We start from the raw sequence: 18,899 nt of genomic DNA, 5'->3' as shown, positions 1-18,899 counted from the left end.
GTGTTTGGCAACGAGCGATGGTGTTGAAGCAGTACTAAAAATAATAGAGCGCCTCGACCATGGTGCTCAGTTGCGTGCGATCGCGGCCGTTACCGTAGGGACGGTCTTGATCTCGCGCATCGAACCAGTCGTAGCGCAGCTCCGGGCGCAGCGACAGGTTCTTGTTGACGTCATAACGAAACCCCGTGGTGACTGCATTGAAGTCACCTCGGGCAGTCGTTGTCGGGAAGAGGATAAAACCATCTGGATCACTGAAGTGCTCACCCCGCAGGGACCAGGACAGCGGCGGTCGAATCTGATAAGCCACCACCGCGTTTACTCCCCACCAGGAAGCGCCGGCAAAACCAGGACCATTGACGACATCGACAGTCGAGGCTTTACCATCCCCATCCTGACGGCCATAAACAACTTCGGCGCCCATCGACCAATGCTGGTCAAATTGGTGCCAGCCATTCAACGAGTGTTGCTGCTTGAATTGCCCCGACGGCGACACCACTCGCGAGGGCGGTGCCTGCACATCACTGAAGTCGTCATTCTGTTCATTACCGACAATGAACTCGTAATCGATCCAAGTCTTCATATCTTGCGTGCGCCAGCGCATCGCACCCGTCAGCGATTTGTCGTCGTTATTGTCGCGAAGATTATTCCAACCCTGCACCACGCCCAGTTCGACCCCCAGAATACCCGAGCCACCGTTATAGACACGGCTGCTGGCGAGTACCCCGGCTACCGTGCCGGGCTCGCTGACAAACGCGTAGGTTTTGCTGGCGAACGGGTTTCGCGCGAAGCGGACATTGGGCGGGATTTCATAGCCCATGGCCGGGCCAAATACGCCGGCCATGAAACTGACACCGGGGCCATAAGGGACATACATCTCTACGGCTGAATTGGGTATCGAGAGAAAATAGTCTTTATCGCGCTGTGCCTTGGAATTGACTTGCTCGTTCATGTCCAGCGCCATATCCCAGCCGTATGTCCTGGCGAATTGGGCGTTGCGGCCGTAGTTGAGTTCAGCGGTAAAACCGAAAGAAAAATCCTCGGGCTTTGGACCGGGTAGCGGAGTGATGCGCGGGATGAAATCACCCTTGAGTTGTTTATCCACGAAAAGGTGCAGGCTACCCAGTTCCAGCCCTTCATCGGACATGCCGGTAATTGGCAAGTTGCTCAGCCCGTCCTCCCGCTCTTTATGGTTTGAGCGGTTATTGCGCGAGTACGCTATGTCCAGCAAGTTGGATACAGTGATGCCGTAATCGCGCTCCAGGCCTTCGCCGAACAGGCTACGAAACAATGTGCCTTCGCCCGGTTTTTCGGTTTCATCGGCATGACAGTTCACCATCGCGAGGGCGGCCAGAACCGCGCCAAGCGCTTTCACTTTGACGTTTTTCATCTTCTGTCTCTTGTTCTTATTGTCAGAAGCCCACCTTGGAGGTGGGCTGCAAGTGGGTGTTAGATGTTCGTGGCCTGGAAGCTGATCTGTCGCCAGGTATTGTCTCGGCGCAGCCAAACTTGAGTGGTGATGACGTCCATTTCGCGACGCTCGCCGGTGGCGCGAAATTCAATGCTTTGCAACAGGCGCCCGATGGCTACCGCGACGTGGTTGTGAACCTGCACCTGGAAATCCTGCTGCCGTTCGACGCGCAGGAAGCGGATGGCATTCTCGACCAGTGCCAGGTACGCAGGCTTGTCGTCAATCTGGCCGGTGGCATGGATATGCACCAACTGATCATCGACCAGCTCACCCAACGCGCCAATATCTCCGTCTACCAGCGCAAGGCAGCGAGCGTTTTCCAGTTTGGAAATGGTGTTTGCGATCACTTGATCATTCATGGGTGATTCTCCTCAATGGAAATACGAAGGACCGCTCGCCGCATGCGCACGGCCCTCGCCTTGCACGCCTCAGATTTCGTTGCGCACTACGTTTTCGATAGCGCCGAGCCCGTCGATTTCAACACGCACCCGATCACCTTTGCGTAGCCAGCGCGCTGGTTTGAAACCGGCGCCCACACCACCCGGAGTACCCGAGAAAATCACGTCGCCAGGCTCCAGGGTCATGACCTTGGAGAGGTGCTCGATCTGCTGGTAGCAATCGAAGATCAACTGGTTGGTATTGGAGTCCTGGCGCTTCTCGTCATTGACGAAGCACCGGATACCCAGCTGGTGGGGATCCTCGATGTCATCAGCCGTGACGATCCACGGGCCAAACGGGGCGTGAGTATCGAACGACTTGCCGAGGATGAATTGCGAAGTCCGTAGCTGCCAGTCACGCACGCTGACGTCGTTGCCGACGCAGTAGCCGAAGATCGCCTGCTTCGCCGACTCCGCGGTGAGGTGGCGACAGCGTTGTCCAACAATGAAGACCATTTCGGCTTCGTAATCGAGGGCCTCGGACACCTTCGGCAAGTCGACGGGTGCGAACGGCCCATTGGCAGCCGTGTTCATCATGGCAAACCACAGCTGGTCCGCCGGCATGTCCATGCCCGACTCCTGGACGTGGTCGGCGTAATTGAGGCCGATGCCGAGGATCTTGCCTGGACGAGGTACAGGTGCCAGCAACGTGACCTGGTCGAGCGCCATACCCGCCACGCCACTTGCCGCCAGCTTGCGTAGCTGTTCACGCCACGCGGCCCACTCGGTGATCAGGCCGATCATGCTGACGGGGGCGGCACTGAGATGCTCAGCGACGGCAATGACCTGTTCGCCGACGACCAGCCCGACAGCCGGAGCGCTGTCACGCTGCTGAAAAGTACAAAGTTTCATGACACTTACCTTTTTTGCGGGCCGAGTGATTGGCCGGTAGCGGCGGTACCCAGTGCGCACAGTTGGGCGTCAGTGGCACCGTTGCGCCACATCGCGACCATCTCATCGGGATCGAACTCGATACCGATGGGATTGTTGGCGAAAATTTCGGTTTTGAAGAAAGCCGCCGCATCGCTCTGATCCGGGAAGTTGTCGACTTGCAACTCGATGTTGTTGCCTTCCGGATCGCTGAAATACAACGACGTGGTTGGCCCGTGGTTGATGCTCCAGACCGGCAGGATGCCCAGCGGCTTGAGCCGGTCATAGGTGCTGAGCAGGTCGCCGATGGAGCGGTAGCTGTAAGCAATGTGGTGCACGCCAACCACGGCGTCTTGCTTGCTCGCCAGTTCCGGCTTGTTGAAGAACGCCAGGCGATGATGCTCTTCGTCAAAGGTCAGAAAGGTCAGGACCTCATCCTCGAACACCAGGTCGGCCTGGAACAGCTTGCGGTACCACTCGACCACGGTCTGGCGATCGGCGCACTGGAAAACCAGGTGTGCCATCTTGAACGGGACAATTCGCCCGTTGCCTGAGGTGAGGTCGTCTTCGCGCTGCAATGCAGTCATGTTTGTTCTCCTTGTTTTTGTTGTGATGAGCTAGATCGAGACTCGGCGGAAGTCCGCCAGCAACGTGGTCAGTAACGCGAGGAAGCGACCGGCTTCGGCACCGTCCACCGCGCGGTGGTCCCACGACAGCGACAACGGCAATTGCAGGCGCGGCTGGAACGCCGAGCCATCCCAGGAGGGCTGCATCGCCGCCCTGCCGACGCCGAGGATCGCCACTTCTGGTGCATTGATGATCGGGGTGAAATGCCCGCCGCCAATTCCGCCCAACGACGAGACGGTGAAGCAGCCTCCACGCATCTGCTCACCGGAAAGCTTGCCGTCCCGGGCCAACTGCGAAAGCTCGGCCATTTCAGCGGCGAGCGCAGCGATTCCCTTGCGATCCGCGTCGCGAATCACCGGGACCACAAGACCGTTGGGCGTGTCGGCGGCGAAGCCGATGTGGAAGTACTGCTTCTGTACGATTTCGTCGCCTTCCAGGCTGACGTTGAACTGCGGAAACCGCTGCAATGCCGCCACGCACGCCTTGATCAGGAATGCCAGCAGGGTGATTTTGGCCTGCCCTGCTTTCGCTTCCTGATTGAGCTGGACACGCAGCGATTCGAGATCGCTGATATCGCTCTGGCTGTGATTGGTGACGTGCGGAATGCTCACCCAGTTGCGATGCAGATTGGCCGCCGACAGACGCTTGATTCGCGACATCTGGCGACGTTCGATCGGGCCGAAGCGGGCAAAGTCGACTTCCGGCCAAGGCAGCAGATTCAGGCCAGTTCCCCCGCCCATTGCTGGTGCCGGGTTGGCACGCTGGGCCTTGACGAACGCCTTGACGTCATCACGCTGGATTCGGCCGCTCGGATCGCTGGCTTTGACTTCATCCAGATCGACATCCAGTTCCCGTGCAAGCTTGCGCACGGCAGGACCGGCCAGGGCCAACGACGCGGCACGTGGTTTGTCGGTAGCGAGCACCGCCTCGGGGACCGCCGTATTGGTTAGCGCAGCCGTCGCTGGCACCGCTGCCTGAATCGAGGCAGGAGCCGGAGTCGGTTCTGGCGTTGGCGTTGGCGTTGGCTGGACGATTGCGGCATCCGCGAACTCAACGTGCGCAATCACACTGCCCTTGGAAACGCAGTCACCGGGTTTGATCAGCACTTCGCGAATCGTGCAATCACGAGTGCTCGGTACATCCATCACCGCCTTGTCCGATTCGAGGGTAATCAGCGCCTGCTCGACCAGGACTTTGTCGCCGGGTTTGATCAGCACCTCGATGACTGGTAGATCCTGGAAGTCGCCGATATCGGGAACCATGAGTTGTTGCATAGTCAGTCTCCTCGTTAGCGCAATCAGCAGTTCCAGGGGGCGTCGTGGGCAACGTCGATGCCGTAGCGCACTCGGGCCTCGGCGGCCTTGTGCGGATCAATGGCCGCCAGCGCGGCGACTGCAATGTGTTGGCGGTCCATCTCGAAGAAGCGGCGCAAGGCGGGACGCGTATCGCTGCGGCCAAAGCCGTCGGTACCCAAGGCGACGTAAGGCGCCTGGACATAGGGGGCGATCAGCTGCGCATAGCCGCGCACATAGTCGGTAGCGGCCACGATGGGTGTGTCGCCCGCCAGGCACTGCTGAACGTAGCTTTGGCCCCCTGTCTCGCCGCCAAAGAGCGCGCAACGCTCGACCTCCCGGGCTTCACGCGCCAGCTCGGAGAAGCTGGTCACACTCCAGATTTCACTGGTCACGCCCCAGTCCTCGGCCAGGAGTTCAGCGGCGGCGATGACTTCCCGTGCGATCGAACCTGAACCAAGCAAGCGCACGACCGGCGAAACGCCCTCGTCGCCACGGCAGCCGAAGCGACGCATGCCTTTGATCACCGCGTCATAATCAACGTCAGTCAGAGGCGCCTGAAGGTAGTTCTCGTTGGTGACCGTGAGGTAATAGAACTCGTCCTGCTGCTGTTCGAGCATGCGCCGACTGCCGTGATCGATGATGACCGCGACCTCGCTGGCGAACGCCGGGTCGTAGGCGCGGCAGTTCGGGACCGTGGAAGCAATCAACTGGCTGGTGCCGTCCTGATGTTGCAAACCTTCACCGGACAGCGTGGTGCGTCCGGCAGTGGCGCCAACCAGGAAACCGCGGGCGCGCTGATCCGCGGCAGCCCAGATCAGATCGCCGATACGCTGGAAGCCGAACATCGAGTAGTAGATGTAGAACGGCAACATGGTGACGCCGTTGACGCTGTAAGAGGTCGCCGCAGCCACCCAGGAAGAGATCGCACCGGCTTCCGTTATGCCTTCCTCCAACAGTTGGCCATCCCTGGACTCCTTGTAATAAAGCATCGCGCCGGCGTCTTCCGGTTCATAGAGCTGCCCGGCGGGCGAATAGATCCCGATCTGTCGGAACAGGTTCGCCATGCCAAAGGTGCGCGCCTCATCGGCAACAATCGGCACAATGCGCGGCCCAAGTTGTTTGTCCTTGAGCAAGTTGGTGAACAGCCGCACTACCGCGGTAGTGGTCGATGTCTCACGCTCATCAGGGGTCAGCGCGAATTGCGCATAAGTGGCCAATGCCGGTACCGGGAGAGGTTCGGCCCGGGTCTGGCGACGTGGAAGGTATCCACCCAGCTCCGTGCGGCGGGCATGCAGATAGCGCATTTCGGCACTGTCTTGCGCCGGTTTGTAGAAGCGCATTTCTTCCAGCGCCTCATCGTCCAGCGGAATCACAAAGCGGTCGCGGAAGGCCTTGAGCGCATCGATATCGAGCTTTTTCTGCACATGGGAGGTGTTGCGCGATTCACCAGCCAACCCCATGCCATAACCTTTCTTGGTCTTGGCAAGGATGACCGTTGGCTGGCCATTGTGCTCTTTGGCAGCCGCGAAGGCGGCGTAAAGCTTGCGAAAATCGTGACCGCCACGACGCAGGCCGTCGATTTCCTGCGGGCTCATGTGCGACACCAGCGCCTGCAACTCCGGGTCGAGATCGAAGAAGTGCTCCATGTTGTAGGCGCCGTCATTGGCACCCAGGGTCTGGTATTGACCGTCCACGGTGTGAGCAAAACGGCGCAGCAGCACATGGTTGCGGTCGCGAGCGAACAGCGCATCCCAATCCGAGCCCCACACCACTTTGATCACGTTCCAGCCGGCGCCTTTGAACAGCGATTCCAGCTCCTGGATGATCTGGCCATTGCCTCGGACCGGCCCATCCAGCCGTTGCAGGTTGCAGTTGACGATGAACGTCAGGTTATCGAGGTTTTCCCGGGCCGCGAGTGACAGCGCGGCAATGGACTCCGGCTCGTCCATCTCGCCATCGCCAAATACACCCCAGACATGGCGTTTCGACGTGTCAGTGATGCCACGATGTTCCAGGTACCGCAGGAAGCGCGCCTGGTAGATCGAGCTGATCGGACCAATGCCCATCGAGCCCGTAGGAAACTGCCAGAAGTCGGGCATCAACCAGGGATGAGGGTAGGAACACAACCCACCCCCCTCTACTTCCTGGCGGTAACTCGCCAGCTGCGATTCTTCAAGGTCGCCCTCAAGAAACGCCCGGGCGTAGACACCGGGTGCGGAGTGCGGCTGGAAGTACACCAGGTCGCCCTTGGAGTCGCCGTTATCGGCCTGGAAAAAATGGTTGAAGCCGACTTCGAAAATCTCGGCAGCCGAGGCGTAGCTGGCGATATGGCCGCCCAATTCTCCGTAGGCCTTGTTGGCCCGGGCGACCATCGCCAGCGCATTCCAGCGGATGATCGAGGTAATGCGTTCTTCCATCGCCAAGTCACCAGGAAACGCCGGCTGCTTATCCAGGCCGATGCTGTTCTGGTACTGCGAGTAGGGATGGGCGGCACGTCGCACACCCAAGTGGCTGGCATGCTCTTCCAGACGTTGCAGAAGGAAGTCGATCCTTTCACCGCCCGCGCTGCGGGCAATGCTTTCGAGCGCATCAAGCCACTCAAGGGTTTCCTGTTTATCGATGTCGTTGTCTGTTTTCACAGGCAAATCGTGGGTGTTGGCGGTCATGGCAAATCACTCGGTTTACATTAATTCGGCACGAGCGCGCCCTATGGCATTTCAAGAAGGAAATGCCGCATGGACAGCTCAGGCATCAGTTCGGTTTATGTGGCGGGGGTCACCAACCGTCGACGCAACCGCTCCACTCCACGCTGGGTGCGCGAGCGTGCATCTGGTGATAGCGGCCGCCGAAAAACAGCAGCGGTTTGCGTTGTGCGCCAACGCGGACATGCTCGATTTCACCGATGTAGAGCAAATGGTCGCCTGCCGGATGAACATCGACCGTGCGAGCCACCAGGTGCACGAGACTTCCGTCCAGTAGCGGTGTGTCCTGGTGATAGATGTAAGGCAGGGCTGCACCCTCCTCCGGTTTGCCGCCGAAATGACCGCTCAACCAGCGTTGGCTCTCGGCAAGGAAGTTGACGCCATAGCGCACTCCTTCTTTGACAAACTGGTTGAAGCTGGAGGCATTGCGGATGGAAATCAGGATCAGCGGCGGCTCCAGCGAAACCGACATGAAGGCGTTGGCAGTCATGCCTGCCGGTTGGCCATCGGCGACGAAGGTTACAACGGTCACACCGGTAGCAAACTGACCCATGACCGAGCGCAGCAGTTTGGCGTCCATAGACATTTTCCTCAGGTTCGTCGCGGTGTTTACACCAGCGCAGTGACAGTGTTTTCCACACCCAGCAGCGCCTTGCCATAAAGCTCGTTACCGACTGCGGGTAACGCCACGGCATGGCGAGCGGCGGTGTTGGAATCACGCCACCAGCGTTGCATCGGACTGGCTTCGGAAAAACTCCCGGCACCATGGGCGGACAACAGGATGTTGATCGCGTCGGTGATCAGGGTGTTGACGTAACCGACGTCTGCGCGAATTCGCGCACGGGTCAAATGATCCAGCTTGACGCCCTGGCGCGCAGCTTCATCCATCTCATCGGTGGCGCGGAACGCACGCAAGTGCGCGGTATCGATCTTCAGAGCTGCTTCCGCGATTTGCGTCTGAAACACCACCGAGTCGGTCTGCTTCTCAAACGAGGTGTAGGCCACTGCCCGACGCGATGCATTGTCGATGACGTACTTCAACGCTGCGCGCCCCAGGCCGAGTTGCGGGCCGTTGAGGATCAATGATGCAAAGGGCACGAACAATCCACGATAAGCCGCTTCGTCCTTGAACTCGGTGGCGTACTTGCCTTCGATCGCATCGCCCATATTCAGCAAGCGATGATCGGGCACAAAGACTTCATCGGCCACGATGCAGTTGCTGCCTGAAGCGCGCATGCCCGCGGTGAACCAGGTGTCTTCGATGGTGTAATCGGATTCAGGCATGAGCGCCAGATACTGAGCGACAACAGTGCCGTTGGCATCACGCTCCTCAGCACCCACGACAGCCCAATCGGCATGGAGACTGCCCGACGAGGAGTACCACTTGCCCGAGACGATCAAGCCGCCGGCGACACGACGGGTAGTGGGCGAGGCGTTGAACACGCCGGCGACCCGGGCATCGGGATCAGCACCAAATACATCGTTTTGAGCCTGCTCCGAGAACAGGCTGGTGAACCAGGCACACACGTTGGTCAAGGCCACGACCCACGCGGTCCCACCACAGGCCTCGCCCAGCGCGGCCGAGATTTCCAGGTGCGCTCGCAACGACCCCTCATAGCCGCCATAACGCTTTGGCACCATCAAGCGGAACAGCCCGGCCTCACGAATGGCTTCGATATTTTCATCGCAAGTGCGGCGTTCCTTTTCGCACGACACCGTGTTCTTGCGCAGCAATGGCTGCAGAGCCTCTGCACGCTTGATCAGATCTTGCAGGCTCGGAGTTGCTGCGATCGAAGTTACGGAACTGATGTTCTGGAAAGTCGCTTCTGTGGTCATACCAACCTCAAATATCATAATGAACAAAGTTGTCATTTATAAATTTCGGGTGAGCGAATCCCCCAGCGAGCAACATTTGCTCGGCCGGCAGTCGTTCTGGACACCCGTTCGGGTTTTACATCGTCAGAACTTCATTGCTTGCGCAGGGATACAGAGGATCAGCGAATTTTGAAAACCGTGACGTGCCAGTTCGAGCGAGCGTAGGGGGATGTCGGATGAGGCCGTGCTGGCGGGAAGGAAGGATTGAACATTTTTCGTCTCCTGTTATTTTTATGACGATATTGTCATTACGACAATTGAGTACAATGTAGGACAGGATTTTTCGTCGCGCAAGGCGTTTTTAGACAAATTTGTCATTCTTAAAAAAAGGCGTTAATTTGTCATTCTGACGACGTGTCACTCCCTTGAGGTCCAGCAGTGCAAACACCAGAAACCGCCGCCCCCGAGTCCGATCACCGTCCCAGAGTCGCCAGGAAGAAACGGCAGGCCATGCGCAGCAAATTGCTTGATGCAGCCATGCGCGTGTTCGCCACCTCCGGCGTGTCGCCTCCGGTCATTGATGATGTAATCCGCGAAGCCAATGTTTCGCGTGGCACGTTCTACAACTACTTCGACTCGCTGGATCAAGTGCTCCTGGCTATCGGGCAGGAGCTCAACAATCAGATGACAAGCGACATCCTTCCGGTCTACGACGTTTTGACCAAGCCCTGGCAGCGTGCGGCGGTGGCGTCCAGGCTTTTCCTGGTACGCGCCCTGCTCGATCCCAAGTGGGCAGGTTTCGTGACACGTGTCGATGCCTGGCAACACAACACACTCGTTGCGGAGTACATGTCCAAAGACCTTGAGAACGGCAAGGCAACAGGCGACTTCAGGTTCGACCGCCTGGATGCGGCGACGGATTTCCTCATGGGCGCCTCTGCACACGGCATTCAAGCCATCCAGCAAGGCGTGGACCATCCCAACAAATACATGGACGCCTGCGTTCGCATGACGCTTTCGAGCCTGGGCTGCAGCGTCGAAAGGTGCGAGGAAGGCGTCGCGTTTTCGGTCTCGTATCTGAAGTCCTGGGTGAGCGGAGAGCTGACCGCCACGCTGCCCGAATGGGCACTCGACATGGAATCTGAAACGGTTTGACGATGACTCAAATCACCGACTGACTGCACTGGCGCGTATGCGCCCGAATAACCCGCACCCATTACTCCAGGAGCCTCTTGATGAAAGCTGCCGTAGTCCACGATTTCAACGCGCCGCCGCGATACGATAACTTTTCCACACCAGTGGCTGAGGCTGACGAAACCCTCGTTCAGGTCCGCGCTGCAGCGCTTAGTCAACTGGTCAAGGCTCAGGCATCGGGTCGTCATTACAGCAGCGGCAAAACCTTGCCCCTGGTTCCGGGAGTGGATGGCGTCGGGCTTCTACCTGATGGTCGACGTGTCTATTTCGCTTTTCCGAGAAAACTGTTTGGCTCGATGGCCGAGACGAGTGTCGTGCCACTGGACAATTGCGTGGAGATTCCCGATGGCGTGGATGACGTGACAGCCGCCGCCATCGGTAATCCTGGCATGTCCTCGTGGGCTGCCCTTCTGGATCGCGCAAGATTTGTTCCTGGCGAAAATGTCCTGATCAATGGTGCGACGGGGGTTTCCGGACGTTTGGCAATACAAATTGCAAAACATCTGGGTGCGGCAAAGGTCATTGCCACGGGGCGTAATGCCCACAGCGTCCAGGGATTGACAGCATTGGGAGCTGACCTGGTGATACCTCTCGACGCACCGGCCGAGGAGTTGAAGGCTAACTTTCACGATGCCTTCCACAAACACAAGGTCAATGTGGTGCTCGACTACCTGTGGGGGCCATCGGCCGAAAGTCTGCTGCACGCAGCGGTTGGCCAGGATCATCAAGCAGGCGAGCCGCGAATCAGATTCGTACAGATCGGCTCACTGACAGGCAACAACATCAATCTGCCCGGCTCACTGCTGCGCAGTTCCGGCCTGGAGCTGATGGGCAGCGGCCTGGGCAGCGTGTCCCATGCAGGTCTGGTTGAAGCGGTAGGTGGCGTCCTGCGGGCAATCAACAGCGCTGGCCTTTCGATTGCTGCCGAGGCGGTGCCATTGGCAGAGGTGGAAAGCGCGTGGCAGCGTGAGGGAACATCGCGACTGGTGTTCACACTGTGAGGTCGCCCTTCCCTCGAAACTGATATTCATACTGCAAATAAGGTCCATGAAAAAAACACTCATGGGCCGACGAGGTCCAGCCACTCATTCTGCTTACACCGCGGGTATATACAACCTGACTGCTTGATGCAGTGCATCCAGTGTCTGAATCGCCCCGGGTTTCGTAGACACCTCTTTGCCTTAAACTGAGGCCAATTAGGAGGTGCCATGAGCAACCCGCGTTACCCCGAAGAATTCAAAATCCAAGCGGTCAATCAAGTGACCGAAAAGAAGCTGCCTGTCGCTGATGTAGCGGCCCGTCTTGGCGTGTCGACGCATAGCCTCTACGCCTGGATAAAGCGCTACAGCAAACCTCAAGAAGAACGGCAGCAGGACGATGATCAGCACGCTGAACTGCGTCGTCTGCGAGCAGAACTCAAGCGGGTTACTGAAGAGCGAGACATCTTAAAAAAGGCCGCCGCGTACTTTGCCAAGGAGTGCGGTTGAAGTACGCCTTTATCAAGCAGCGAGCAGATGACTATTCCATACGACGGCTTTGCCTGACGCTGAAAGTCCACCCCAGTGGGTATTACGCCTGGTTGTCTGAGCCGCAATCTGCACGCGCCAAAGACGACCAACGACTGCTGGGTTTGATCAAGCATTCATGGCTGGAAAGTGGCGGCGTTTATGGCTATCGCAAAATCCATGACGATCTGCGCGAGGTCGGTGAAGACTGTGGTCGCCATCGTGTAGCGAGGCTGATGCGTCTTGAAGGTCTGCGCTCTCAGACAGGGTATCGACGTCGCCCTGGAAAGTACGGCGGTAAGCCAGCGGTCGCCTCACCCAATTTGCTGAAGCGCCAGTTCGATGTCGTGGAACCCAACAAGGTTTGGGTCACCGACATCACCTACATTCGTACATATGAAGGCTGGTTGTACTTGGCTGTGGTGCTGGATCTGTTTTCTCGTCAGGTTGTAGGCTGGTCAATGAAGTCTCAGATGACCAGTGATTTGGCTATTGATGCGTTATTGATGGCGGTTTGGAGGCGTAAACCGAAACAAGAGGTAATGGTTCATAGCGACCAAGGTAGCCAGTACAGCAGCTCCGATTGGCGCAGCTTTTTGAAGGCGAACAATTTGGTTGCCAGCATGAGTCGCCGAGGCAACTGTCATGATAATGCCGTGGCCGAGAGCTTTTTCCAGCTTCTGAAACGGGAACGGATCAAGCGGAAAATTTACACCACGCGGGAAGATGCTCGTAGTGATGTGTTCGATTACATCGAGATGTTCTACAACGCAAAACGTCGTCATGGTTTCAACAATCAGCTGTCGCCGGTAGAGTTTGAAAAGCGTTACGCAATGAGCTTGCAAGGTGTCTAGAGAATCCGGGGCGATTCAACACTCGCCGAGCATGGACACATGGTGCGTAAAGGCAACTCCACCCTAAAAGCTTTAATCAAAGCGGAATGAGGCGCCGTAAGCAGAATCCGGTAAATGGTTAGCGCCATCGCTCCGTAACCGCGAACGGAAAGTACCGCTCTGTGGCTGGGTACGATACAAGCCTCGTTTTTGCAGCTCAGGAATGACCAGCTCAACGAAGTCCTCAAGACTACCTGGGCTAATCAGCGGGTTGAGCATGTAGCCGCTGGTGCCGGAGATCCGTGCATGATCTTCGATTCGTTCGGCCACTTGTTGTGGTGTTCCCACCAGTATCAGATCACTGCCTCGGGTGACGTTGGCAAAGCGCTGTTTGACATCGCCGGCGGTCAAGGGCTTGCCACTGCCATCAGGGCGCATCACGTAGGAAGTCATGCCTTCGGTGTGAGTCGACAACGCGTCGCCGTCCGCGTAGCGGCTGATATCGATTCCGGTATCGCCGGCATAACTCACCAGTTGCGCCTGCAAGTGATAGTTGCTTTGCAGTTCATCATACTTACGCTGGGCTTCGATCTCGGTCTTAGCCGTGACGATTCGAAGTACTGTCAGTGATTTAACATCCTCAGCGTGACGACCCCGTGCCCTGGCCTGTGTCCATATATCTTCCAATCCCTGGCGAATCTCCAGCGGGTTGGCCTTGGCGATGAAAATCAGTTCGGCGTGCTTGGCCGCAAACTCACGACCACGGCCTGACCAACCGGCCTGGATCAGCAACGGTGTGCGTTGCGGTGATGGCGACGTCAAATGCGGCCCGGCCACCCGGTAATGCTCGCCGACATGATTGATCGGTCGCACGCGATCGCCCTTGGCATAGACCTGGCGAGACTTGTCGGCAACCACAGCATCGTTTGCCCAACTGCCTTCCCAAAGTTTGTAGACCACATCGAGAAACTCCTCGGCGCGTTCATAACGATCATCGTGTTTGATCATCTGCTCCAGGCCGAAGTTGCGAGCGGCGCTGGTCAGGTAGGAGGTGACGATGTTCCACCCGACTCGGCCATTGGTCAGGTGATCCAGCGTGCTGAAGCGCCGGGCATGGGTGAAAGGATGCTCGTAACTGGTGGTGACAGTGACGCCGAATGCCAGGTTTTCCGTCACGGCGGCCAATGCCGGGATGATCATCAACGGATCGTTGGCTGGCGCTTCCACCGCCCACTTCATGGCCGCGTCGGCATTACCGCCAAACACATCGTAGAAACCCAGCACATCGCCAAAAAACAGCATGTCGAGATGAGCCTGGTCGGCGATGCGTGCCAGGTTCGACCAGTAGCCCAGCGAGTTGATGGTCAGTCGTTCATCAGCCGGGTGCGTCCAGAGGCTCGGCGCGCCGCCACAGCCAACACTGGCTTGCTCATATAACGCAAACAACAGAGGTTTTGGATCGGACATCGTAGTACCTGTAAAAGTCATTAAACGGGGCGGGTCAGCGCTGATGCTTGAAACCTTTGCCGTAGTAGCGTTCAAGACGGTTCTGTATCAACTCAAGTCCAATGGACAGGAGCCAATAGATCACGGCTGCGGTGGTGAGCATTTCGATGTAGCGGTAGGACGAGCGACCGTACGACTGCGCCAGGAACATCACTTCCCAGACCCCCATCACCGATATCAACGATGAGTCCTTGAGCATTGAAATGAACTGACTGGTTGTCGGGGGAATGATCGTACGCATGGCTTGCGGCAACACGATGTGCAGAAACGTTGCCGCCGGCCCCAGCCCCAGAGCCATCGCCGCTTCGCGCTGTCCAGGTGCTACAGCCATGATGCCGGCACGAAAAATCTCGCTGAGGTAGGCACCATAATTGAGCGAAAGCGCAATGATCCCAGCGCTGATGGCGCCCGGAACAACACCCAACTGCGGCAGACCCAGGTAGATCAGCAGGATCTGAATCAGCAGCGGAGTACCGCGAAAAAAAGACGCATAGAAACTGGCAATGCCGAAAGCCATTGCGCTGCGAGATAGGCGCGCAAGTGCCGTTACGAAGCCAAGGAGCAATGACAACCAGATCGAGCAGAAGCAAAGGAACAACGTCAGCGCGGCGCCTTGCAAGAAACCGTCAGGCCCCAAATGCAGGCCGACCAGGTTGGGCAACTTCTGCACAATGATCGAGAACTTCAGATCGAAGCTCATGAAAAACATGACGCACAAGCCGAAGAGCACCGCCCAGGTCAAATACAGACGAGTGCGAAAACCAAGTAGCTGGCTGAAACGAGGCGTCTCGGCTTCAGGGGCAATAGTCGCCTTGGCCGGGTATGGATTGAGGGCTGTCATTGGCTGATATCGGCACCGATCCACTTCTGTGAAATCTTGCTCAATGTGCCGTCGGCCTTGAGCTGGGTGACGACCTCAGTGACTTTGGCGTTCCATTGCGGATCGCCCTTTTCGATCGCTACAACATTGGGCTCTGCATACAGCGTGTCGCCAGCAATTTTAAAGCGAGGATCCTGGGCGATGCGTTCGCGAGCAGTGATGAGGTTGGTGACCATTGCATCCAGGCGTACGCCCGTGCCCAAGGCCAGATCCTGGAAGGCCACCGTTTCGTTGTCGTATGGCGCGACTTGTACGCTTTCGAATGGATAGCTCAACGGCTTGTCCTCGGCGCCCTCAATCACCAGATCCTTGTTCAAATAGGCTTCGTAGGTCGACGCACTGATCACACCGACTTTTTTACCTGATAGATCCTTGCCCGTGACAATGTCCTTGTTTTTGGCATTCACCACGATCACGGCCGGTGACTGGTAATACTCCACCGGGAAGTCGAACACTTCGGCCCGTGCCTTGCTCGGGGTCATCGAGCAGACGCAGATGTCATATCGTCCGTTCCAGTGTCCAGCTGCGATGACATCCCAGGACGGTGTCTGCAACTTCAGCTTCACCCCTAGCCGTTGCGCAACAGCCTTGGCGACATCTACGTCAAAACCGTCCAGTTGGTTCTGTTCATTGAGAAAGGAGAATGGCGGATAGCTTTCCATCAGTACGCCGCTCAGCTCCCCGCTGCTGGTTACGCGATCCAGCGTGGCGCCCGCGAAAGCCGTCGAGAATGTAGCCAGTAACGCAAAGCCAAAAGGTAAAAGCGCCGTAGTTTTCAAAGACAAGTGCTCCAATCAATTCAGAAAATCCGAATAGATTAAAACGCACTATAAAATTGCTTTGTACTAGATTTATGGAATAACAGGCTGTGTTCAAGCTATATGGGTCTAGCGATTCAAATGCAAGTCGTTTCATACATCGCGATCTATGTTCTACCGATTACTATCTACTACGAAGCGTAGGGGATGGCGCGAATTTGCTTGTGGCAAAGATAATCTGAATCAGTAAATCGCGTTATCTAGATTGCTTCGCGCAGCGCGTTGGCAACTAGCGAAAACGCCGGAGAGGGCTGCCGACGGTTAGGGTAGTACAAATAGTATCCAGAAAATGGTGGGCACCAATCTTCCAGCATCCGCACCAGCTGGCCTTCCTGGAGATGAGGTTCAAACTCCTCTTCCGGAAGGTAGGCAATGCCCAGCCCGGCCAGTGCAGCATCCACAATGTGGGTCGACGTGTTGAAAATGAGCTGGCCATCTACTCGTACGTTCAATTGTTTTCCGCGCCGTTCAAAGTCCCATACATAGAGTCCACCCGATGTCTGCATCCGCTGGTTGATACAGATATGGCTCATAAGGTCACGCGGACTTTTGGGAATGGCATGAGCGGCAAAGTATGTTGGGGAGGCAACAGCGGCCATACGTAACGGCGGCCCAATTCGGACTGCGATCATGTCTTTGTCGATGGTGTCACCCAGGCGCACACCCGCATCAAAACGATCCGCTACGATGTCTCTGAATCCGTAATTGACGTCGAATTCGACCTTGATATCCGGGTATTCGTGTAGCAAGGCAGTGAGTTTGGGCAGCAACGTTGTCCGCAGAACGTGATCACCGCAGGTAATGCGTACCGTGCCGGCTGGCTTGTCGCGCATTTCCGTTAAGACATCAAGTTCCGCTTCGATTTCATCGAAGCGATGGCCGATCGCTTGCAGCAGTCGCTCCCCCGCTACTGTCGGCGAAACGCTACGCGTGGTGCGCGTCAATAATCTGATTTGCAGACGTGCTTCCAGACCGGTGATGGCCTGACTTATTGCAGACTGCGTAACGCCCAGTACTCCAGCTGCGCGCGTAAAGCTGCCTTCTCGCGCTACTGTCACGAAAGACAGCAAATCGTTGAGATTCCTTCTGGCCATTGTGCAACCGTCTATTTAGTCTATTGATTAGCTGCACTTATAACCATGTTAAGCATTCATTAGCTAGTCGCCCGAGTGTTCATTCGTCACCATTGCCGGCATGAATACGAATGTACCTGAGGCCCCGATGGGCACTATTTCCTCAACAAACGATGTTCCTGCTTGCTGGAGCGGCGTCTTTGCAATGACGCTTTGTGTATTCGCGCTGATCGCTTCGGAGTTCATGCCTGTCAGCCTGCTGACGCCGATGGCCGTTGATCTTCATGTTACCGAAGGGATGGCAGGTCAAGGCATTGCGATCTCCGGGGCATTCGCTGTGCTGACCAGCCTGTCGATCTCTTGGATAGCCGGAACCCTCAACCGCAAGACACTCTTGCTGGCACTTGCTGGGCTGATGGCTGTCTCCGGCGCGATTGTCGGGCTGGCGCCCAATTATCTGACGTACATGGTCGGTCGTGCGCTTATCGGTGTGGTCATCGGAGGTTTTTGGTCGATGTCCGCTGCGACGGCCATGCGGCTGGTGTCTGCCACGCAGGTGCCCAAGGCCTTGGCCATCTTCAACGGTGGCAATGCATTGGCTACCGTAATCGCCGCCCCGCTGGGCAGCTATCTGGGCTCGATCATCGGTTGGCGCGGCGCTTTCTTTTGCCTCGTGCCAATAGCGGCGGTTGCGTTCATCTGGCTGTGGATCAGCCTGCCAACCATGAAGGTAGAGCCGCGCACACCGGGAACCGGCAACGTCTTGAAGTTGCTCAGGAACCGTTCCGTTGCGCTCGGCATGGCCGGATGCGGCGCCTTCTTCATGGGGCAGTTCGCCCTGTTTACCTACCTGCGGCCTTTCCTCGAAACGGTGACGCGCGTCGACGTATCCACGCTGTCGCTAGTCCTGCTGGTGATCGGTATAGCGGGCTTTATCGGGACTTTGATCATCGGCCTTTTCATAAGACGCGGTCTATTCCGGACATTGATAGTCATACCGGTGCTGATGGCGTTGATTGCTTTGGCACTGATCCCTTTTGGAACCTCCGTCGTTGTCGTTGGCGCACTGCTTGGATTTTGGGGGTTGCTGGCAACTGCGGCCCCTGTAGGCTGGTGGAGCTGGATCGCACAGGCCTTACCAAAAAATGCCGAGGCCGGAGGTGGCTTGATGGTGGCGGTGATTCAACTGGCCATCGCCCTGGGCTCCACCGTTGGCGGACTGCTGTTCGATAGTCGCGGCTACCAGAGCACTTTCGTCGTGAGCGCAGCCGTGCTGCTGCTTGCCGCATTTGTGACGGTGCTGACATTCCGTTCAACAACACCTCAATCCGCTTGAGCTATGCAACTTTAGGGGAGACGGGTCATGAGGACACTTCGTTGGCTTGGTTTGCTGTCTGCAATGCTCGTGTTGGGTAGTTATGTATCTGTGAATGATGCCGCGTCGGCGTCGTCGATACCGGAGAAATTTCGCATGTGGATGACCATCGGGGAACAACGCTTCGCCATTACCTTGGTCGACAACGCCGCCGCTGGTGCATTTGCCAAGCGACTACCGCTAACGCTCGACATGAGCGATCTGAACCGCAATGAAAAACACGCCAGTCTTCCAGAAAACCTGCCTGCCGATGCGAGCAAACCGGGAACGATCCGCAACGGCGACTTGATGTTGTATGGCGGGGACACCTTGGTCGTCTTCTATTCAACGTTCGACTCGACGTACTCCTACACGCGCCTTGGGCGAGTGGATGACACCGCTGACCTGGCTCAGGCGCTAGGGCGCGGGGATGTGCAAGTGCTGTTCTCTAAAGACTGATGACTCCGCATCAACAAGGATTCCAATGAAAAAGCTCATTGTTCTATTAACGCTTCTTGTCAG

17 protein-coding genes are annotated in these 18,899 nt (G+C 57.1%); 5 read left to right on the top strand and 12 right to left on the bottom strand.

What is annotated here, in order from left to right; translation table 11 throughout:
• Positions 1-34 precede the first annotated feature (34 nt).
• The 8 genes from QMK58_RS15270 to QMK58_RS15235 all read right to left on the bottom strand — a co-directional run bounded on the left by QMK58_RS15270 (position 35) and on the right by QMK58_RS15235 (position 9,235).
• A complete protein-coding gene (locus tag QMK58_RS15270; RefSeq protein ID WP_320394935.1) occupies positions 35-1,387 on the bottom strand; it encodes an outer membrane beta-barrel protein in 1,353 nt (450 codons plus the stop codon).
• 59 nt (positions 1,388-1,446) lie between these two features.
• A complete protein-coding gene (locus QMK58_RS15265) occupies positions 1,447-1,827 on the bottom strand; it encodes a nuclear transport factor 2 family protein (RefSeq protein ID WP_320394934.1) in 381 nt (126 codons plus the stop codon).
• A gap of 69 nt (positions 1,828-1,896) precedes the next feature.
• Entirely contained in the window at positions 1,897-2,757 is an 861-nt protein-coding gene (locus QMK58_RS15260; protein ID WP_320394933.1) for a fumarylacetoacetate hydrolase family protein, read from the bottom strand.
• A gap of 5 nt (positions 2,758-2,762) precedes the next feature.
• Positions 2,763-3,362 carry a VOC family protein gene (locus QMK58_RS15255; protein ID WP_320394932.1) on the bottom strand — a complete coding sequence of 200 codons (600 nt, stop codon included), beginning with the start codon at positions 3,360-3,362 and terminating at the stop codon, positions 2,763-2,765.
• 30 nt (positions 3,363-3,392) lie between these two features.
• Positions 3,393-4,676, bottom strand: a complete 1,284-nt coding sequence (locus QMK58_RS15250; RefSeq protein ID WP_320394931.1) for a 2-oxo acid dehydrogenase subunit E2 — start codon at positions 4,674-4,676, stop codon at positions 3,393-3,395.
• A gap of 23 nt (positions 4,677-4,699) precedes the next feature.
• On the bottom strand, positions 4,700-7,363 hold the full coding sequence (gene mdeB, locus QMK58_RS15245) for an alpha-ketoglutarate dehydrogenase (RefSeq protein WP_320394930.1): 2,664 nt from the start codon (positions 7,361-7,363) through the stop codon (positions 4,700-4,702).
• A gap of 109 nt (positions 7,364-7,472) precedes the next feature.
• Complete coding sequence (locus QMK58_RS15240) at positions 7,473-7,979, bottom strand: flavin reductase family protein (RefSeq protein WP_150766318.1); 507 nt, start codon at positions 7,977-7,979, stop codon at positions 7,473-7,475.
• A 29-nt stretch (positions 7,980-8,008) separates the two neighbouring features.
• Positions 8,009-9,235, bottom strand: a complete 1,227-nt coding sequence (locus tag QMK58_RS15235; RefSeq protein WP_320394929.1) for an acyl-CoA dehydrogenase family protein — start codon at positions 9,233-9,235, stop codon at positions 8,009-8,011.
• A 489-nt stretch (positions 9,236-9,724) separates the two neighbouring features.
• On the opposite strand from QMK58_RS15235, the gene QMK58_RS15230 reads away from it, so the two are divergent.
• The 3 genes from QMK58_RS15230 to QMK58_RS15220 all read left to right on the top strand — a co-directional run bounded on the left by QMK58_RS15230 (position 9,725) and on the right by QMK58_RS15220 (position 12,767).
• On the top strand, positions 9,725-10,369 hold the full coding sequence (locus QMK58_RS15230) for a TetR/AcrR family transcriptional regulator (protein ID WP_320394928.1): 645 nt from the start codon (positions 9,725-9,727) through the stop codon (positions 10,367-10,369).
• An 80-nt stretch (positions 10,370-10,449) separates the two neighbouring features.
• Positions 10,450-11,409 carry a zinc-binding alcohol dehydrogenase family protein gene (locus QMK58_RS15225; RefSeq protein WP_320394927.1) on the top strand — a complete coding sequence of 320 codons (960 nt, stop codon included), beginning with the start codon at positions 10,450-10,452 and terminating at the stop codon, positions 11,407-11,409.
• Between the two features lie 207 nt (positions 11,410-11,616).
• Positions 11,617-12,767 (top strand): IS3 family transposase gene (locus QMK58_RS15220; RefSeq protein ID WP_320394926.1). Its coding sequence is split into 2 segments (ribosomal slippage): positions 11,617-11,851 and positions 11,851-12,767, totalling 1,152 coding nucleotides; the frame shifts between segments, so codons are not numbered across the junction.
• A gap of 72 nt (positions 12,768-12,839) precedes the next feature.
• On the opposite strand, the gene QMK58_RS15215 is transcribed toward QMK58_RS15220, so the two are convergent.
• From QMK58_RS15215 to QMK58_RS15200, 4 genes are all read right to left on the bottom strand, one after another.
• A complete protein-coding gene (locus QMK58_RS15215) occupies positions 12,840-14,213 on the bottom strand; it encodes an LLM class flavin-dependent oxidoreductase (RefSeq protein ID WP_320394925.1) in 1,374 nt (457 codons plus the stop codon).
• Between the two features lie 34 nt (positions 14,214-14,247).
• Entirely contained in the window at positions 14,248-15,093 is an 846-nt protein-coding gene (locus QMK58_RS15210) for an amino acid ABC transporter permease (RefSeq protein WP_320394924.1), read from the bottom strand.
• Positions 15,090-15,794, bottom strand: coding sequence for a transporter substrate-binding domain-containing protein (locus tag QMK58_RS15205; RefSeq protein ID WP_320396539.1), 705 nt, complete (start codon positions 15,792-15,794; stop codon positions 15,090-15,092). Before QMK58_RS15205 ends, QMK58_RS15210 begins: the two co-directional genes overlap by 4 nt.
• A 356-nt stretch (positions 15,795-16,150) precedes the next feature.
• Entirely contained in the window at positions 16,151-17,044 is an 894-nt protein-coding gene (locus tag QMK58_RS15200) for a LysR family transcriptional regulator (protein WP_320394923.1), read from the bottom strand.
• 127 nt (positions 17,045-17,171) lie between these two features.
• Between QMK58_RS15200 and QMK58_RS15195 the strand changes: the two genes are divergently transcribed.
• Both QMK58_RS15195 and QMK58_RS15190 read left to right on the top strand, forming a co-directional pair.
• Entirely contained in the window at positions 17,172-18,359 is a 1,188-nt protein-coding gene (locus QMK58_RS15195; protein ID WP_095152194.1) for an MFS transporter, read from the top strand.
• Positions 18,360-18,422: 63 nt separating this feature from the next.
• The gene (locus tag QMK58_RS15190) at positions 18,423-18,836 is read left to right on the top strand and encodes a cyclophilin-like fold protein (protein ID WP_320396538.1); all 414 of its coding nucleotides are present in this window, start codon (positions 18,423-18,425) and stop codon (positions 18,834-18,836) included.
• Positions 18,837-18,899: the final 63 nt, after the last annotated feature.

The sequence above is a fragment of the Pseudomonas sp. P8_241 genome, assembly GCF_034008315.1.
Taxonomy (GTDB): domain Bacteria; phylum Pseudomonadota; class Gammaproteobacteria; order Pseudomonadales; family Pseudomonadaceae; genus Aquipseudomonas.
This window is presented reverse-complemented; position numbering and strand designations above follow the sequence as displayed.

What these genes read in the sequence shown, in the direction of transcription:
- QMK58_RS15265 (WP_320394934.1), bottom strand. Translation starts at nt 1,827, where the DNA reads ATGAATGATCAAGTGATCGCAAACACCATTTCCAAACTGGAAAACGCT.
- QMK58_RS15230 (WP_320394928.1), top strand. Translation starts at nt 9,725, where the DNA reads ATGCGCAGCAAATTGCTTGATGCAGCCATGCGCGTGTTCGCCACCTCC.
- QMK58_RS15250 (WP_320394931.1), bottom strand. Translation starts at nt 4,676, where the DNA reads ATGCAACAACTCATGGTTCCCGATATCGGCGACTTCCAGGATCTACCA.
- QMK58_RS15255 (WP_320394932.1), bottom strand. Translation starts at nt 3,362, where the DNA reads ATGACTGCATTGCAGCGCGAAGACGACCTCACCTCAGGCAACGGGCGA.
- QMK58_RS15260 (WP_320394933.1), bottom strand. Translation starts at nt 2,757, where the DNA reads ATGAAACTTTGTACTTTTCAGCAGCGTGACAGCGCTCCGGCTGTCGGG.
- QMK58_RS15225 (WP_320394927.1), top strand. Translation starts at nt 10,450, where the DNA reads ATGAAAGCTGCCGTAGTCCACGATTTCAACGCGCCGCCGCGATACGAT.
- QMK58_RS15210 (WP_320394924.1), bottom strand. Translation starts at nt 15,093, where the DNA reads ATGACAGCCCTCAATCCATACCCGGCCAAGGCGACTATTGCCCCTGAA.
- QMK58_RS15215 (WP_320394925.1), bottom strand. Translation starts at nt 14,213, where the DNA reads ATGTCCGATCCAAAACCTCTGTTGTTTGCGTTATATGAGCAAGCCAGT.
- QMK58_RS15200 (WP_320394923.1), bottom strand. Translation starts at nt 17,044, where the DNA reads ATGGCCAGAAGGAATCTCAACGATTTGCTGTCTTTCGTGACAGTAGCG.
- QMK58_RS15235 (WP_320394929.1), bottom strand. Translation starts at nt 9,235, where the DNA reads ATGACCACAGAAGCGACTTTCCAGAACATCAGTTCCGTAACTTCGATC.
- QMK58_RS15240 (WP_150766318.1), bottom strand. Translation starts at nt 7,979, where the DNA reads ATGGACGCCAAACTGCTGCGCTCGGTCATGGGTCAGTTTGCTACCGGT.
- QMK58_RS15270 (WP_320394935.1), bottom strand. Translation starts at nt 1,387, where the DNA reads ATGAAAAACGTCAAAGTGAAAGCGCTTGGCGCGGTTCTGGCCGCCCTC.
- QMK58_RS15190 (WP_320396538.1), top strand. Translation starts at nt 18,423, where the DNA reads ATGCTCGTGTTGGGTAGTTATGTATCTGTGAATGATGCCGCGTCGGCG.
- QMK58_RS15195 (WP_095152194.1), top strand. Translation starts at nt 17,172, where the DNA reads ATGGGCACTATTTCCTCAACAAACGATGTTCCTGCTTGCTGGAGCGGC.
- QMK58_RS15205 (WP_320396539.1), bottom strand. Translation starts at nt 15,794, where the DNA reads ATGGAAAGCTATCCGCCATTCTCCTTTCTCAATGAACAGAACCAACTG.
- mdeB (WP_320394930.1), bottom strand. Translation starts at nt 7,363, where the DNA reads ATGACCGCCAACACCCACGATTTGCCTGTGAAAACAGACAACGACATC.